This window comes from Buttiauxella sp. (assembly GCF_049686335.1).
In the GTDB taxonomy this organism is placed as follows: Bacteria; Pseudomonadota; Gammaproteobacteria; order Enterobacterales; family Enterobacteriaceae; genus Buttiauxella.
The window spans coordinates 31,757-47,863 of the sequence record NZ_JBAVHX010000039.1; the positions used below are offsets into that span (position 1 = coordinate 31,757).

The 16,107-nt window shown below is 51.7% G+C and carries 15 protein-coding genes; 12 read left to right on the plus strand and 3 right to left on the minus strand.

What is annotated here, in order from left to right; all coding sequences use genetic code 11:
- The first annotated feature begins 109 nt into the window (after positions 1–109).
- The 3 genes from malM to ubiA all read left to right on the plus strand — a co-directional run bounded on the left by malM (position 110) and on the right by ubiA (position 2,798).
- Positions 110–1,099 (plus strand): maltose operon protein MalM, encoded by a 990-nt coding sequence (gene malM, locus WBL83_RS22060; protein ID WP_424591117.1) that lies wholly within the window; start codon positions 110–112, stop codon positions 1,097–1,099.
- Positions 1,100–1,416: 317 nt separating this feature from the next.
- A complete protein-coding gene (ubiC, locus tag WBL83_RS22065) occupies positions 1,417–1,926 on the plus strand; it encodes a chorismate lyase (protein ID WP_424591118.1) in 510 nt (169 codons plus the stop codon).
- Entirely contained in the window at positions 1,926–2,798 is an 873-nt protein-coding gene (gene ubiA / locus WBL83_RS22070; protein WP_424591119.1) for a 4-hydroxybenzoate octaprenyltransferase, read from the plus strand. Before ubiC ends, ubiA begins: the two co-directional genes overlap by 1 nt.
- 88 nt (positions 2,799–2,886) lie before the next feature.
- Here the strand turns inward: ubiA and plsB are convergent, their stop codons facing one another.
- Entirely contained in the window at positions 2,887–5,316 is a 2,430-nt protein-coding gene (gene plsB, locus WBL83_RS22075) for a glycerol-3-phosphate 1-O-acyltransferase PlsB (RefSeq protein WP_424591120.1), read from the minus strand.
- A gap of 126 nt (positions 5,317–5,442) precedes the next feature.
- On the opposite strand from plsB, the gene WBL83_RS22080 reads away from it, so the two are divergent.
- The 4 genes from WBL83_RS22080 (at position 5,443) to WBL83_RS22095 (ending at position 8,377) form a co-directional block, all read left to right on the plus strand.
- Positions 5,443–5,811 carry a diacylglycerol kinase gene (locus WBL83_RS22080; protein ID WP_424591121.1) on the plus strand — a complete coding sequence of 123 codons (369 nt, stop codon included), beginning with the start codon at positions 5,443–5,445 and terminating at the stop codon, positions 5,809–5,811.
- A gap of 108 nt (positions 5,812–5,919) precedes the next feature.
- The gene (lexA, locus tag WBL83_RS22085) at positions 5,920–6,528 is read left to right on the plus strand and encodes a transcriptional repressor LexA (RefSeq protein ID WP_424591122.1); all 609 of its coding nucleotides are present in this window, start codon (positions 5,920–5,922) and stop codon (positions 6,526–6,528) included.
- A 75-nt stretch (positions 6,529–6,603) separates the two neighbouring features.
- The gene (gene dinF, locus WBL83_RS22090; protein WP_424591123.1) at positions 6,604–7,941 is read left to right on the plus strand and encodes an MATE family efflux transporter DinF; all 1,338 of its coding nucleotides are present in this window, start codon (positions 6,604–6,606) and stop codon (positions 7,939–7,941) included.
- A 226-nt stretch (positions 7,942–8,167) separates the two neighbouring features.
- Positions 8,168–8,377, plus strand: coding sequence for a CsbD family protein (locus WBL83_RS22095; protein ID WP_424591124.1), 210 nt, complete (start codon positions 8,168–8,170; stop codon positions 8,375–8,377).
- Between the two features lie 202 nt (positions 8,378–8,579).
- Here WBL83_RS22095 and zur read toward each other — a convergent pair whose 3' ends face one another.
- A complete protein-coding gene (zur, locus tag WBL83_RS22100) occupies positions 8,580–9,095 on the minus strand; it encodes a zinc uptake transcriptional repressor Zur (protein ID WP_424591125.1) in 516 nt (171 codons plus the stop codon).
- 109 nt (positions 9,096–9,204) lie between these two features.
- Here zur and WBL83_RS22105 point away from each other — a divergent pair, with 109 nt between their 5' ends.
- The 3 genes from WBL83_RS22105 (at position 9,205) to dusA (ending at position 12,207) form a co-directional block, all read left to right on the plus strand.
- Complete coding sequence (locus tag WBL83_RS22105; protein WP_424591126.1) at positions 9,205–9,708, plus strand: cupin domain-containing protein; 504 nt, start codon at positions 9,205–9,207, stop codon at positions 9,706–9,708.
- 170 nt (positions 9,709–9,878) lie between these two features.
- Positions 9,879–11,117: a conjugal transfer protein TraF gene (locus WBL83_RS22110; RefSeq protein ID WP_424591127.1), complete on the plus strand. Its 1,239-nt coding sequence runs from the start codon at positions 9,879–9,881 to the stop codon at positions 11,115–11,117.
- 91 nt (positions 11,118–11,208) lie between these two features.
- Positions 11,209–12,207 carry a tRNA dihydrouridine(20/20a) synthase DusA gene (dusA, locus tag WBL83_RS22115; RefSeq protein ID WP_424591128.1) on the plus strand — a complete coding sequence of 333 codons (999 nt, stop codon included), beginning with the start codon at positions 11,209–11,211 and terminating at the stop codon, positions 12,205–12,207.
- A gap of 213 nt (positions 12,208–12,420) precedes the next feature.
- Here dusA and WBL83_RS22120 read toward each other — a convergent pair whose 3' ends face one another.
- Entirely contained in the window at positions 12,421–13,404 is a 984-nt protein-coding gene (locus WBL83_RS22120) for a quinone oxidoreductase (protein WP_424591129.1), read from the minus strand.
- 79 nt (positions 13,405–13,483) lie between these two features.
- Here WBL83_RS22120 and dnaB point away from each other — a divergent pair, with 79 nt between their 5' ends.
- Together dnaB and alr are read left to right on the plus strand one after the other, a co-directional pair.
- Positions 13,484–14,890 (plus strand): replicative DNA helicase, encoded by a 1,407-nt coding sequence (gene dnaB, locus WBL83_RS22125; RefSeq protein WP_183272403.1) that lies wholly within the window; start codon positions 13,484–13,486, stop codon positions 14,888–14,890.
- A gap of 115 nt (positions 14,891–15,005) precedes the next feature.
- Positions 15,006–16,085 carry an alanine racemase gene (gene alr, locus WBL83_RS22130; RefSeq protein ID WP_424591130.1) on the plus strand — a complete coding sequence of 360 codons (1,080 nt, stop codon included), beginning with the start codon at positions 15,006–15,008 and terminating at the stop codon, positions 16,083–16,085.
- The last annotated feature ends 22 nt before the right edge of the window (positions 16,086–16,107 follow it).

Below are 16,107 nucleotides of genomic sequence, written 5' to 3' on the forward strand. Positions count from 1 at the left end.
TTCGCCACTGAACCCCTCGTTATTACCCTTGTATGCCAATGCCTGTTTCGATGGAAAGCGCTATTGCCTGGCTAACTTTCCACCGACTTCCCAGTCGAGGTTTATAACAATGAAAATGAAAAAAAGTCTCATCGCACTCTGCCTGGCCTCAGGGTTGCTCGCCAGCCTGCCCGGCGTAAGCCTGGCTGATGTGAACATCGTGCCACAGGATCTCTCTGCCGCACCTGCCATCCCGGCCTCTGCATTGCAACAACTGCAATGGACTCCGGTTGACCAAACGAACACTCAAAAAACTAATCTCGCCACCACTGGCCAGAGCCTGAATGTCGGCGATATTACCGGGCCAGTTGCAGCCTACAGCGTACCGGCAAGCATCGGTGAGCTGACGATTACGCTCACCAGTGAAGTGAAGAACGATTCTGTATTTGCGCCAAACGTGTTGGTACTTGACCAGAACATGACGCCTGCAGCCTACTTCCCATCCAGCTTCTTTGCTTATGAAGAGCCAGGTGTGATGTCGTCCAATCGTCTGGAAGGCGTAATGAAATTAACCCCAGCGTTGGGGCAACAAAAACTTTATCTGTTGGTCTTTACCACCAACAAAGACTTACAACAAACCACGACCATGGTTGACCCGGCGAAAGCCTATGCCAAGGGTAATGGTAACGCTGTTCCGGATATTCCAGACCCAATTGCCCGCCATGGCACAGAAGGTGAGCTGGCGCTGAAAGTCAGAACCTCTTCAGGTTCCAGCATTTTGGTTGGGCCATTGTTTGGTTCAAAAGGCCCAGGCCCGGTCACTGTCGGGAATACTGCCGCACCAGCAGCCACTTACGCAGCGCCTGCAGCAACGGTAGCCGCGACATCAGCGGCACCAGCGCCAACGTATTCAGCTCCAGCTCCAGTTGCCGCTCCTGCGCCAGCTGTGAAAAAAGAGCCAATGCTTAACGATACAGAAAGTTACTTCAACCAGGCTATCAAGCAAGCAGTAGACAAAGGGGATGTCGATAAAGCCCTGAAACTGTTGGATGAAGCAGAACGTCTGGGATCCACTTCTGCCCGTAAAACTTTTATCAGCAGTGTAAAAGGCAAGGGGTAACCGTCTCCCCGCAATGCTGATGTTTGAAGTATTGGTGCGCTCACTGAGCGCACCTTTTTTTGCCCGTCATATTTCGAGCTGCCTCGGCGTTGGCTGCTCTCACTCACCCTAATCACTTACTCTAGTAAGCTCATAGGGATTCGTTCGTTTGCCGCCTTGATGCCACTCGAACTATTTAGGGCAACTTTGCTCCCACTTCAAGCTGACTCCCAATTGCCGCCTTGATTCAACCTGAATGATTTAGAAGGTGTTTTGAATCCCCCGCCATACCTATTCTGCGTTACAATAACTTTCGGTTTTGTTTCGGAGAAATTCACATGTCTGACGCGCTTTCGCCACTGCGCGCCTTACGTTTTGAGGCTACGATTCCCGAGGGGCTGAGTGCATCGCTTCTTGACTGGTTGTTGCTTGAAGACTCAATGACTAAACGCTTTGAACAGTATTGTTCGCGTGTCACTGTCCGCATTGTACGTGAAGGTTTTTTTGATTCGCCTGTCGATTTCCCCGAAGCTGAGATGATGCCAGAAGCTAAACGCTACTGGTTGCGCGAAGTTGTGCTCTGCGGTGACGAGGAACCCTGGTTGCTTGGGCGCACGGTGGTACCGGAATCAACTCTTGAAGGGCCTGAGCTTGCTTTGCAGCGACTCGGCACTACGCCGCTCGGGCGTTATCTGTTTAGTGCATCTTCCCTGACAAGGGATTTTATTGAGATTGGACGCAATGCGGAGTTGTGGGGGCGTCGTTCCCGCCTGAGATTAGCCGGAAAGCCATTGGTACTGACCGAGTTATTCCTTCCCGCTTCTCCGCTGTATGCAGAGGAAAAATAATGGAGTGGAGTCTGAAACAGGGCAAATTGCAGGCATACCAACGCCTGATGCGGCTGGATAAGCCGATTGGCTCGCTTTTATTGTTATGGCCTACGTTATGGGCGTTATGGCTTGCGACGCCGGGTGTACCACCGCTGACCATTTTATGTGTGTTTATCGCCGGAGTCTGGATGATGCGCGCCGCGGGTTGTGTGGTAAACGACTACGCTGACCGCAAGTTTGATGGTCACGTAAAACGTACCGCCCATCGGCCACTGCCGAGCGGTGCCGTCAGTGAAAAAGAGGCGCGCATCCTGTTTGTGGTGCTGGTGCTGCTCTCATTTTTACTGGTGCTGACACTGAATACCATGACGATTTTATTGTCGGTTGCGGGATTAGCGTTAGCCTGGGTTTACCCATTTATGAAGCGTTACACCCATCTTCCACAGGTGGTTTTGGGTGCGGCGTTCGGTTGGTCGATCCCGATGGCATTTGCGGCGGTCAGTGAATCTGTTCCGCTAAGCTGTTGGCTGATGTTTTTAACCAATATTTGCTGGGCAGTGGCCTACGACACACAATATGCGATGGTTGATCGCGATGATGACCTGAAAATTGGTATCAAATCCACGGCGATACTGTTCGGACGGTATGACAATTTGATCATCGGGATTTTGCAGGTAGTGGTGATGGTTTTGCTGGCCGTGATTGGCTGGCTGAACGGATTAGGCGGCGCTTTCTACTGGTCAATTGCGTTGGCGGGTGGTCTCTTTATCCATCAGCAACGGTTGACGGCGAATCGTGACCGCGATGCCTGTTTCCGTGCATTCCTGAATAATAACTACGTTGGGCTGGTGCTGTTTATTGGTCTGGTGTTGAGCTACGTACACTTCTAAACATCCCCCTCATCCCGGCCTTCTCCCCAAGGGAGAAGGAGAAAACCGGCAATCCCCTCTCCCGTGGGAGAGGGTTAGGGTGAGGGCATTACTCAGTCGCAGCCTGCGACGTCGCACTTTCAATCGTCAAACGCACATCCGGCATGATCAGATCCGCCAGCATCTGGTAGACCTTCATGGTTTCGGTTGGCTCAGCATCTCCGGTGTCACTGATATAGCCTTCATCACGCAAGGTTAAGACCAGCGAGGTGAAGACGGCTTTATCAAAGAATTCCGGTGCATTAATACCATGCAAAACAGATAAACGTTGGGCAACGGTGCGGCTTTCGCGCTCCAGTGTCCCACGGTTAATCGACGGATTCGCGCTCAGCAACCAGAAGGTGATCGCATAACGCTGTAGTGTTTCACGAACACCCGCTGCCAGTAACTGCATGGTGCGTGAACGCGCAGGGTTAATCTGCACGTCATCACCAACCAGCGTAACCAGTTCCTGACGCGCCAGTTCATTGAGCAAAATGTCAATTTCACCGGCAAGCTCTGTGGTGCTCCAGCGCAGGAACAGCTCCGCTTTCAGCATCGGGTAAAGTAACGCAACCTGACGCAGCAGTTCGCTACGCTCGATGCGACGATGTTGAGTAATGATCGCGGCCAGCAGAGAAGGCAACACCAGCATATGCAGGATGTTGTTGCGGTAATACGTCATCAGCACCGCCTGCTCGCGTGGCAGAATGATGATGTCACCGATAGTGTCTTTCTCTACTTCAAACTTGTTCATCTGCAACGCGTGTTCAATAAGCCGCTCAGCTGTCTGGTCTGGTGTGGTCGCGTCCGGTGAATACGGAACATTACGCAACAAGCTCAGGTAACAGTTGAGCTGCTCTGTCAGTTGTTCACGGGTAAGTGAACGCTGACGCGAGGCCAACAGCGCGGTACAGCACAGGTTCATGGCGTTCGCCGCCCCTGCGTTGTTAATACGCACCATCAGCTCGGCGGCAATTTCATTAACCGTCGGCGTCAGCCACGCAGGACGGATCGCTTCGATTGGGTCGATGGAATCGCGCCACTCAGGAACACGCTGGTTAAGGAAGGTCATCAACGGCATGGGTTCGCCGAAGTTCACATAGCCCTGACCAAGGTTACGCAGCTTACTCAGCCCACGCACCATCTGCATGAAACTCTCTTTCTCTTTGGTCGCACCACGCAGCTCTTTAGCGTAAGTTCCCACTTCCATTACATGTTCGTAGCCAATGTAAATCGGCACCAATGTAATAGGGCGAGTACCGCCGCGCAGCATGGCCTGGATGGTCATCGACAACGTGCCGGTTTTCGGGTCGAGCAAGCGCCCGGTACGAGAACGACCACCTTCCACGAAATATTCAACGGAATAGCCACGGCTAAACAGCTCACCCAGATATTCACGGAATACGGTGGAGTAGAGTTTGCTGCCTTTAAAGGTACGCCGAATAAAGAACGCACCGAGGCGACGGAAAATCGGACCGGCTGGCCAGAAGTTCAGGTTGATACCCGCCGCGATGTGCGGAGGAACCAGCCCCTGGTGATAAAGCACGTAAGACAGCAACATGTAATCCATGTGGCTGCGGTGGCATGGGACATAAACAATCTCATGACCATCGTGAGCTAGCTGGCGCACACGCTCAGCGTTATGAACGTTGATCCCCTGGTACAAGCGGTTCCACGTCAGGCTCAGCACGCGGTCGCTCACACGAATCGCTTCGTATGAGAAGTTAGCTGCAATCTCTTCCATTAATGCCACAGCGTTTTGCTGCGCTTTTTCATGGGAGATTTTCTTGCTGCGGGCTTCATCTTCGACAGCGCGAGCGATAGCTTTCGATGCCAGAAGCTTATTAAACAGGTCCTGACGTACCGGCAGACGTGGCCCAATGGTCGCTAAACGCTGGCGAGCAAAGTGCATGCGTGCAACGCGAGCCAGTTTCTGTGCAATCTTCTTATCCGTACCGTGCTCGGTTGCCATATTGCGCAGTGAGACGGGTGGCGAGAAACGCACGAAACTATCGCGACCAAGCCAGGTCACGGCGAAAAACTTCTGGATGCCATTGAGCATCTTTAATGGCGGATTAACCTCGCCTTTTTCGCGGCCTGGGGAGCGGCCAAACATCACCGATACCGGCACCATCTGCACATCCAGATTTGGATTGCTACGGTGCAAGTCGAGGTAATCATGGAACAACTTGATCGACTCTTCTTTCGGCGTGTAATACGTGAATACACGCGGGCCACCGTGGATAAAGACGTAGCGCGGCAGTACCGCTCCGTCTATCTCTAATGGTTGCAGAGGGTCGGGCAAGCCATGCGCGAGGCATTGCGCGCGCAGCGTTAATAAGTCCGCCTTAGAGTTATAAGGCAGCACATACATTATTGGGCGTGTGGGATCTAAGCCCAGTTCGGCTTGTGGATCTGCCGGAATGGACTTGCTCTTTACCAGAACGCCTAATGGTAAATTAAGTAATTTGTAGTAGATTCTTGGCCAGCCTGACATAAACGATGTAAAGCCTCAGGTTAATAATGCAATTTCGCCGCAAGAATATCAGAATCTCATCCAGATTTCTGTGGCGTTGCGATATAGATACGCATTGACCCAATTATTTTGAAAAGGTTTCCCAAAATGGCGAGTAACGTCACCGGATTTACCCGAATCATCAAAGCCGCAGGCTATTCATGGAAAGGGCTCAAAGCAGCCTGGATTAACGAAGCTGCGTTCCGCCAGGAAGGCGTGAGTGCGGTTATCGCCATTGCCATCGCCTGCTGGTTAGATGTTGACCCTATCACCCGTATTCTATTGATTGGATCGGTCGTGCTGGTCATGATCGTTGAGATCCTCAATAGCGCGATTGAATCCCTTGTTGACCGCGTTGGCACGGATTACCACGAGCTTTCTGGACGCGCCAAAGACATGGGCTCGGCTGCTGTATTAATCGCCATTATCCTCGCAGTTATTACCTGGGTCACACTACTTTGGCAGCATTTGCGATGATCTTTCCAGAATAGTTAAGTGGCTGGTTTTTTGCTTAATTTGTGGTTCCAAAATCGCCTTTGACTGTATATACTCACAGCATAACTGTATAAACACCCAGGGGGCGGAATGAAAGCGTTAACTACCAGGCAGCAAGAGGTGTTTGATCTTATTCGGGATCATATCAGCCAGACCGGCATGCCACCGACTCGTGCCGAGATTGCTCAACGTCTGGGGTTCCGTTCTCCAAACGCCGCTGAAGAGCACCTGAAAGCACTTGCCCGTAAAGGCGTCATTGAGATTGTTTCTGGTGCGTCGCGCGGCATCCGCTTGCTGGTCGAAGAAATTACCGGTATTCCGCTGGTTGGGCGTGTTGCTGCAGGTGAGCCACTCCTTGCACAGCAGCATATCGAAGGCCACTACCAGGTTGATCCATCACTGTTCAAACCTAATGCTGATTTCCTGCTGCGCGTCAGTGGGATGTCTATGAAAGACATCGGTATTATGGATGGTGACCTGCTGGCGGTTCATAAAACTCAGGATGTGCGTAACGGCCAGGTTGTGGTCGCGCGTATTGATGATGAAGTTACCGTTAAGCGCTTAAAACAGCAGGGTAATGTTGTTCATCTTCTTCCTGAAAATAGCGAGTTTGAACCGATTGTGGTTGACCTGCGCGAGCATAACTTCTCTATTGAAGGGTTGGCGGTTGGGGTTATTCGCAACGGCAACTGGCTGTAAATCTCTTCAGGTGATGCGCTACCGTGCGCATCGCCTCTCAATACTTCAAATATCCTCCCAGGATTGGCTATCATAATGTTAGCACCGGCAGACAAAGCCCTCTGGCGCCTCGCACTACCCATGATTTTCTCCAACATCACTGTGCCATTGCTCGGTCTTGTCGATACGGCAGTTATTGGTCATCTGGATAGCCCTGTCTATCTTGGCGGTGTCGCTATTGGCGCTACGGCAACCAGTTTCCTGTTTATGCTTCTGCTATTCCTGCGCATGAGTACCACCGGCTTAACCGCACAAGCCTTCGGGGCTAATAATCCTTCGGCATTAGCGCGTGCCCTGGTGCAACCTTTATTGCTGGCACTGGGTGCAGGTGTGGTGATTGTCGCTCTGCGTGAACCGCTCATTTCCCTGGCATTACAAATTGTTGGCGGTAACCAGGATGTGCTCTTGCAGGCGCGAAGATTTCTTGAGATCCGCTGGCTAAGCGCTCCTGCGTCACTGGCTAACCTGGTATTACTCGGTTGGTTATTAGGCGTTCAATATGCGCGCGCACCGGTTATCTTGCTGGTGGTCGGCAACGTGCTGAATATTGTGCTGGATGTGTGGCTGGTGATGGGCTTGCACATGGATGTTCAGGGTGCGGCGTTAGCGACGGTCACTGCAGAATACGCCACATTTATCATCGGGTTGCTGATGGTGAAAAAGGTGATGGGTCTGCGGGGAATCAGCGTTGAGATGCTGATAAAAGCCTGGCGCGGAAACGTCCGGCGTCTGCTGGCGCTTAACCGGGACATCATGCTGCGCTCGTTGCTGCTGCAAGTGTGTTTCGCTTCAGTGACTATTTTTGGTGCGCGGTTAGGCAATGAAATTGTCGCAGTTAACGCGGTACTGATGACATTACTCACCTTCACCGCTTACGCACTTGATGGGTTTGCGTACGCCGTTGAAGCCCATTCGGGGCAGGCATTTGGTGCCAGAAATCGTGGGCAGTTGCTCGAAGTCTGGGGTGCGGCCTGCCGCCAGTCAGGGTTGGTAGCGCTGATGTTTGCCGTCGTTTACGCGCTGTTTGGTGAAAACATCGTGTCGCTTCTGACCTCTATTCCAGAATTGCAGCTACAAGCCGATCGCTATTTGCCATGGCAGATTGTTTTACCGGTGGTGGGTGTCTGGTGCTATCTGCTAGATGGCATGTTTATTGGCGCAACACGTGGTGCAGAAATGCGAAACAGTATGGCAGTGGCGGCCGTGGGCTTTGGGCTAACATTACTGACAGTGCCTTATCTGGGTAATCATGGCTTGTGGTTATCCGTAGCGGTGTTTCTCGCGCTGCGTGGGCTGTCTTTGGGATGGATTTGGCGACGCCACTGGCGTGACAACACATGGTTCCCCGCTGAAACTCAAAGTTACAACTCCTGACGCGTTTTTAAACTACATGCAGCATGCTGATTTACCACCTAATTATGGACCAGGTCAGCATGATGATATTTACCGCTATGGTTCAATATTCTTAGTTTTCTCCAGACTGCCATATCCTTGACTACAATTATTATCACGTCCAGCAGAAACAGTGTCAGCCAAACGGCAGCATCTGGACGATGTTAGTTCTTTTAGCAGTTCTTAACCGAACGATGAGGATACCATTATGAATAAAGACGAAATCGGCGGTAACTGGAAACAGTTCAAAGGCACAGTAAAAGAGAAATGGGGCAAACTAACTGATGATGACATGACTGTCATTGAAGGGAAACGCGATCAGCTAGTAGGTAAAATCCAGGAACGTTATGGATACGAACAAGAACAGGCAGAGAAAGAAGTCGTTGATTGGGAAAAACGTAACGATTACCGCTGGTAATCTCATCCCTCAGATGTGTTAACTCTCAAAGGCTGCCCTGCCCAGGTACAAGGATGTACCGAACTATCCTTCATACTTCAAGCTGTCTCTTTGTTAGCTACGTTCACTTACCCGGAATCGCTTACTTGAGTAAGCTCATCGGGATGCGTACTCTTGCCGCCGCGATACAACTTGAATTATCTCTGCTAATTATTCGATCTTACTAACGTGACTTCTTCTTACTTTGAATCGTGTGGTCATGCCCGCATGCTTCTGGGTGACTGCAAGCTTCAACTTCTGCACAAGCGCTGCATAAACCGTGTGCTTCGATAACATTATGATGCAGAGCAAACCCTAACTGGGCCGCCAGCTGATGCATGATATCTTCAACACCTTCCGCACCATGTTCTTTCACCGCACCACACCTGTCACAAATAAACATCGCAGATGAGTGAGTCGGCTGATCAATCAGATGGCACAACACATAGCTGTTAGTAGACTCAACACGATGCACAAAGCCTTGTTCGAGAAGAAAATCGAGCGCACGATAAACCGTCGGAGGTTTGGCTTGTGGTTCACTGGCACGTAATAAATCCAGCAAATCATAAGCGCTGATTGCACCCGCTTGTTGCGTCAATAAACGCAGCACTTCCAGGCGTTGAGGCGTCAGGCGCACATTACGCTGCTCGCATAGTTTTTCAGCCTGCGCTAACACGTTTTGTGAAGTCGTGATGTCCATCAGCATTCCCCTGTAGATTAGCCCTACACTCTATCACAACGCGCAAAAAACGCCGAGTGGTGCGCCATTCTTGCCGCATCCTTTTGAGATGACTATCCCGGAGTTTGTTATGAATAAACCTGACTGCATTCGCCACTGGAAAGAACTGGAAGGTGAAGATGACTCAACTTATCCAGACAGCGCAGAATTGTTTTCTATTGGCGCGCCACTGGCTCGCACACTCGGGCTGACACGCCTGGGAATTCACCATGAACGCCTGCTGCCTGGTCGCCGCACGTCCTATCCCCATGCGGAAAGTAGCGAGGAGGAGTATGCATATGTTCTGGAAGGGCATCCGCAGGTGTGGATCAATGGCCATCTTCACGCGCTTGAGCCAGGTGACAGTGTCGGTTTCCCGGCCGGAACCGGCATTTGCCATACTTTCATCAACAATACGGAACATGAAGTCCGGTTGTTGATTGTGGGCGAGGCCAACAAAGCCGAAAACAGAATTTACTACCCCTTAAACCCCTCTTACGCAGCACAACGTAAAGATCGCTGGATTGACCATCCCCCGCAATTTTTCGGCCCGCACGATGGTCTGCCTTCACGAAAATCCAACGGTAAAGTATAAATAACACGATAGGAAATAAAGAAATATTAACCCGGACGGATTGATTCGGGGATGCCATTTGGGTGAGTCCACCCGCTATTGAGTCTTTTCTTCACAGCATTATTCACTCCTGTTGGTTTTCGACCGACAGGGGCTGATTCATTAATCGGAAGTAAGACGGCGGGTAGTAAATGATAAAAAACAAATCTTTAGTGGCAATTAATGCCGCTTTTTTATTTATAGCAAATAACGCGAATGCAGCTGGGACATGGACAGAAGCTCGCAATGATGCGATGGGAGGCACCGGTGTGGCATCTTCCCGGTGGAGCAGTGCAGTACTGATTAACCCCGCTTTACTCACCAGAAGTCAGGAGGGCGATAATGCCGCACTCCTGATACCTTCAGTCGGAATGCAAATAACTGACCCCGATAACCTGCAAGATAATATTGATGACATCAGCAACTCGGCTGAGGATTATCTGAATTATGCCAATATCCCCTTACAGCAGATTATTCGGGATCCTCGCCTGTATCGACAGATCCGACACGATGCGGCAGCTCTCTCTGCGCAGTTGAAAAATGTCAGGGGAGATGAGGCTCGCGCGAAAGCGGGTGGTGCAATCGCTGTGAGTATCCCAAATGAAACTTTGCCGTTTGCGTTTGTGGCGAAGGTTTATGGGACAGCGAAGGTCACGTCAGACATTACACGGCACGACCTTGATTATCTTGATGGGATTGCCAACGGGACGGTTATCCCTAAACCAAGTGATGTGCAACAACTCACCTCAAAAGGCTTTGGCCGTGCGGCCATTGTCTCGGATTACGGCGTTGCAATAGCGCACAAATTTGATGTGGGCGGGGTGCCTGTCTCGGTTGGCGTAACGCCAAAGCTGCAACAGACCTGGTTGTATAACTACAGCACCTCGGTTTATCAGTATAAGAAAGATGATTTTCGTGACAGTCGAAATCGTAATTCCAATACCGGTTTTAACATCGATGCCGGTTTAGCGGCAGACTTTGGTGATTCCTGGACCGTAGGTTTAACCGGGCAAAATCTGGTGTCGCGTGATATCGATACTAAAGAGGTTGGAGGTTTCAAAGATACTTATCAGATTCGCCCGTTGGTCACCACCGGTGTCGCATGGCACAGCGATTTGCTGGTGTTGACGACCGATGTTGATCTCACCGAAACCAAAAACTTTAAGAGTGAAGATAACTCGCAGTTTGCGGGCATTGGCGCAGAAATTACTCCGCTGCCATGGCTTGCAGTGCGTGCCGGTTATCGTGCCGATATGCGCTCCCGGGAAAGTAATGTCTTTACCGGAGGTGTAGGTTTCGCGCCTCTCGACCTGGTTCATGTTGATTTAATGGGCTTGTACGGCGAAGACGAGACCTGGGGGGCGGGTGTGCAAGTGGGCATGACGTTCTGATTTAATCCTGCGGTCGGACAACACGTGCTGGCCGCAGGTTTATGCTATAGTAGCGACCCTTTTTTAACCGTATCCCGTAAACACCCAGCCTATGTCCTCACAAACAAACCAGACTCCCTTCCAGCCACATCGTTTTTCCATTGCGCCGATGCTTGACTGGACTGACCGCCACTGCCGCTATTTCTTGCGTCAGCTATCAAGCCAGACACTGCTGTACACCGAAATGGTGACAACCGGTGCGATCATTCATGGCAAAGGGGATTATCTGGCGTACAGCGAGGACGAGCATCCTGTCGCGTTGCAATTAGGTGGCAGTGATCCGGCGGCTTTGGCGCAATGCGCGAAACTGGCCGAAGAACGTGGCTACGACGAAATTAACCTGAACGTGGGTTGCCCCTCTGACCGTGTGCAAAACGGGATGTTCGGTGCGTGTCTGATGGCGGATGCGCAGCGCGTTGCCGACTGCATTAAAGCGATGCGCGATGTGGTTTCTATTCCTGTCACCGTCAAAACGCGTATCGGCATTGATGACCAGGACAGCTACGAGTTCCTGTGCGATTTTATCGGTACGGTCGCCGGGAAGGGCGAATGTGAGATGTTTATCATCCACGCGCGTAAAGCCTGGCTTTCTGGTTTAAGCCCGAAAGAGAACCGTGAAATTCCGCCGCTCGATTACCCGCGCGTCTATCAACTCAAACGTGATTTCCCGCATCTGACGATGGCCATCAACGGCGGTATCAAATCGCTGGAAGAGGCAAAAACCCATCTGGAACATATGGATGGCGTCATGGTTGGGCGCGAAGCTTATCAAAACCCAGGCCTGCTGACGGCGGTTGACCGTGAGATTTTTGGTATCGATAAACCGGAAGTGGATACAGTTGCCGCGGTTCGTGCCATGTACCCGTACATCGAACGCGAACTGGCAAACGGAACTTATCTGGGTCATGTGACTCGCCACATGCTGGGCTTATTCCAGGGTATCCCGGGTGCGCGCCAGTGGCGTCGTTATCTGAGTGAAAACGCCCATAAACCGGGTGCCGGTATCGCGGTGGTCGAGCATGCGTTGTCGCTGGTTGCGGATAAGCGCTAGGTTTTGTTTGTAATAACTGAGTGATGTTCTCAGGTATTGAGGAGTTGATCACAACCTCGCATCTTTCTGGCTAAGATTGCTGGCGGTGGCATATCAATTATTTACCAAACCTGACATTATTACTGGGTTGCGAACAAAGAATTCATCGTGCTGTACCCTACACACAGCGCGAACAAAAAAAGAATGGGCTTCCCTCGGGAAGCCCAAATTCTTTTAAGGAATCAGTAGACTAGAGCCTTGTGTGCTGCGGCTCTCCAGCGTCTGGTGTGCCAGAGCGGCATCGCTCAAGGCAAACTTCTGGCTTTCAGCCACATCCACTTTGATAACCCCGCTGGCAATCAGTGAGAACAGCTCATTGCAGGCCTCTTCGAGTTCCTCGCGCGTGGTCACGTAACCATTTAATGACGGACGAGTAACATACAGCGAGCCTTTCTGGTTAAGGATACCCAGATTCACACCCGTCACCGGGCCCGATGAGTTACCAAAACTCACCATCAGTCCCTGGCGTTGCAGGCAGTCAAGTGATGCCTCCCAGGTATCTTTCCCAACCGAGTCATAAACCACCGCGACTTTTTTGCCGGCGGTAATCTCTTTGACGCGCTCGACAAGATTCTCTTCGCGATAGTTAATGGTCTGCCAGGCACCGGCTTTTTTAGCGCTTTCAGCTTTTTGCGCCGACCCCACGGTACCAATCAGTTTTGCACCCAGCGCCTTGGCCCACTGGCAAGCGATAAGCCCAACACCACCGGCGGCGGCATGGAATAAGAACACTTCGTTGGCTTTAATATCGTAGGTTTTACGCAACAGATAATAGACCGTCAGACCCTTCAGGAATGACGCGGCAGCTTGCTCGAACGAGATAGCATCAGGGAGTTTTGCGGCTTTATCCGCGGGCACATTATGCACACTGCTGTACGCGCCAAGCCCGGATTGTGCATAGACAACGCGATCGCCGACCTTAAGATGCGTGACCGCACTGCCCACTTTGCTTACCACGCCCGCAGCTTCGGTTCCGAGGCCACTTGGCAGCATCGGAGGCGGGTATAAACCGCTACGAATATAGGTATCGATATAGTTGATACCAATCGCTTTGTTTTCAACTTGTACTTCGTGGTCTGTGGGAGCGGCTGGGGTAAATTCGACAACTTTTAAGACTTCTGGCCCGCCGTGCTGGCTAAATTCAATGCGTGTTGCCATGAGAACTCCTTCTGTTTCCTCGGAGGGAGATAGAGTAAACTCTCGTCTCTCTTATCTGAATTTTGGTAACTCCCTCACTATGGCAGGAAATAAACCCTTCAACAAACCGAACGAACACCGCGACCGTCAGATGGAAGGGCTGAAAATGCCGCCACATTCTCTGGAAGCGGAGCAGTCGGTGTTGGGCGGTTTAATGCTGGACAACGAACGCTGGGATAACGTCTCCGAGCGCGTCGTGGCTAACGATTTTTTCAGCCGTCCACACCGCATGATCTTCACCGAAATGCAGCGTTTGCTCGAAATGAGCAAGCCAATCGACCTGATCACGCTTTCTGAGTCTCTGGAATTACAGGGCAACCTGGAAAGCGTTGGTGGTTTCGCCTATCTGGCCGAATTATCAAAAAATACGCCAAGTGCTGCGAACATCAGTGCTTATGCCGACATCGTGCGTGAACGCGCCGTTGTTCGTGAAATGATTGCCGTGGCGAATGAAATCGCCGATGCCGGTTATGACCCGCAAGGGCGTACCAGCGAAGATTTACTCGACCTCGCCGAGTCACGCGTGTTCCAGATTGCTGAGAGTCGCGCGAATAAAGACGAAGGGCCAAAAAGCATCGACCAAATCCTCGAAGCCACTGTTTCGCGTATCGAAACGCTCTTCCAGACTCCTCACGATGGTGTGACGGGCGTGGATACGGGCTACCAGGATTTGAATAAGAAAACGGCCGGCCTGCAGAAATCAGACCTGATTATCGTGGCGGCGCGTCCGTCGATGGGTAAAACCACATTTGCCATGAACTTGTGCGAAAACGCCGCGATGTTGCAGGAAAAACCGGTGCTGATTTTCAGCCTCGAGATGCCAGGTGAACAGATCATGATGCGTATGCTGGCGTCATTATCTCGCGTCGATCAGACCAAAATCCGTACCGGTCAGCTCGACGATGAAGACTGGGCGCGTATTTCGAGCACCATGGGCATCTTGCTTGAAAAACGCAATATGTACATTGATGACTCGTCCGGCCTGACGCCAACGGAAGTGCGCTCGCGTGCGCGTCGTATCTACCGCGAACATGGCGGCCTGAGCCTGATAATGATCGACTACCTGCAGTTGATGCGTGTGCCTTCGTTGTCGGACAACCGTACGCTGGAAATCGCGGAGATTTCACGCTCGCTCAAAGCACTGGCAAAAGAGCTACAGGTACCGGTTGTGGCGCTCTCGCAGCTTAACCGCTCCCTGGAACAACGTGCCGATAAACGCCCGGTTAACTCGGATTTACGTGAATCCGGCTCCATCGAGCAGGATGCCGACTTAATCATGTTCATCTATCGTGACGAAGTTTATAACGATAACAGTGACGAGAAAGGCATCGCGCAAATCATCCTCGGTAAGCAGCGTAACGGCCCAATCGGTACCGTGCGTCTGACTTTTAACGGGCAGTTCTCGCGTTTCGACAATTACGCAGGCCCGCAATATGATGAGGATTGATTTTTTTATTTTTGGCGGGTGACGCTGCGCTTACCCGCCCTACGTAAGGTGGATAAGCGTAGCGTCATCCACCGTATGTGCGGAATGTAGATAAATTTTTTCTCAAGGACAAAACATGCAAGCGGCAACCGTAAAAATTAACCGCCGCGCTCTGCGACACAACCTCCAACGCCTGCGTGAACTGGCTCCTGCCAGTCGTATGGTGGCGGTTGTGAAAGCAAACGCATACGGGCATGGTCTCCTGGAGACAGCCCAGACACTGACTGACGCAGATGCATTTGGCGTCGCCCGTCTTGAAGAAGGCATTCGTCTGCGGGCGGGCGGGATTACTCAGCCCATTCTGCTGCTCGAAGGTTTCTTCAACGCAAGCGACCTTCCGACCATTGCCGAACAAAATTTCCAGACTGCCGTCCACTGTATTGAGCAGCTCGAAGCGCTGGAGCAGGCAGAAATCAGCCAGCCGATTACCGTGTGGATGAAGCTTGATACCGGCATGCACCGTTTGGGCATCTTGCCGCACGAAGCTGAAGCCTTCTATCAGCGCCTTTCACGCTGCAAAAATGTCACTCAGCCAGTGAATATCGTCAGCCATTTTGCCCGCGCTGATGAGCCTGAATCCGACGCGACCCTGCGTCAGCTTGATATTTTCAATTCATTTACCGCAGGCAAGCCGGGGCAGCGCTCTATTGGCGCGTCGGGTGGCATCTTGCTGTGGCCAGACTCGCATATGGACTGGGTTCGTCCAGGCATCATCCTGTATGGCGTGTCACCCCTTGAACAAAAGCCGTGGGGCACAGACTTTGGCTTCCAGCCAGTGATGTCGCTAACCTCCAGCCTGATTGCTGTTCGTGAACACAAAGCGGGTGAAGCGGTAGGCTACGGCGGTACCTGGATTGCTGAGCGCGATACGCGTCTGGGCGTGGTGGCGATTGGTTATGGCGATGGTTATCCGCGTGCAGCACCTTCTGGCACGCCTGTTCTGGTGAATGGTCGGGAAGTGCCGATTGTTGGCCGCGTCGCAATGGACATGATTTGCGTCGACCTGGGCCCGCAATCAGAAGAAAAAGTGGGTGATAGCGTGGTGATGTGGGGAGACAATCTTCCGGTTGAGCGAATCGCTGAAATCACAAAAGTGAGTGCTTACGAACTTATCACGCGCCTGACATCAAGGGTGGCGATGGAATACCTGGATTAACTCCCTTTCATTTTTATGTTTC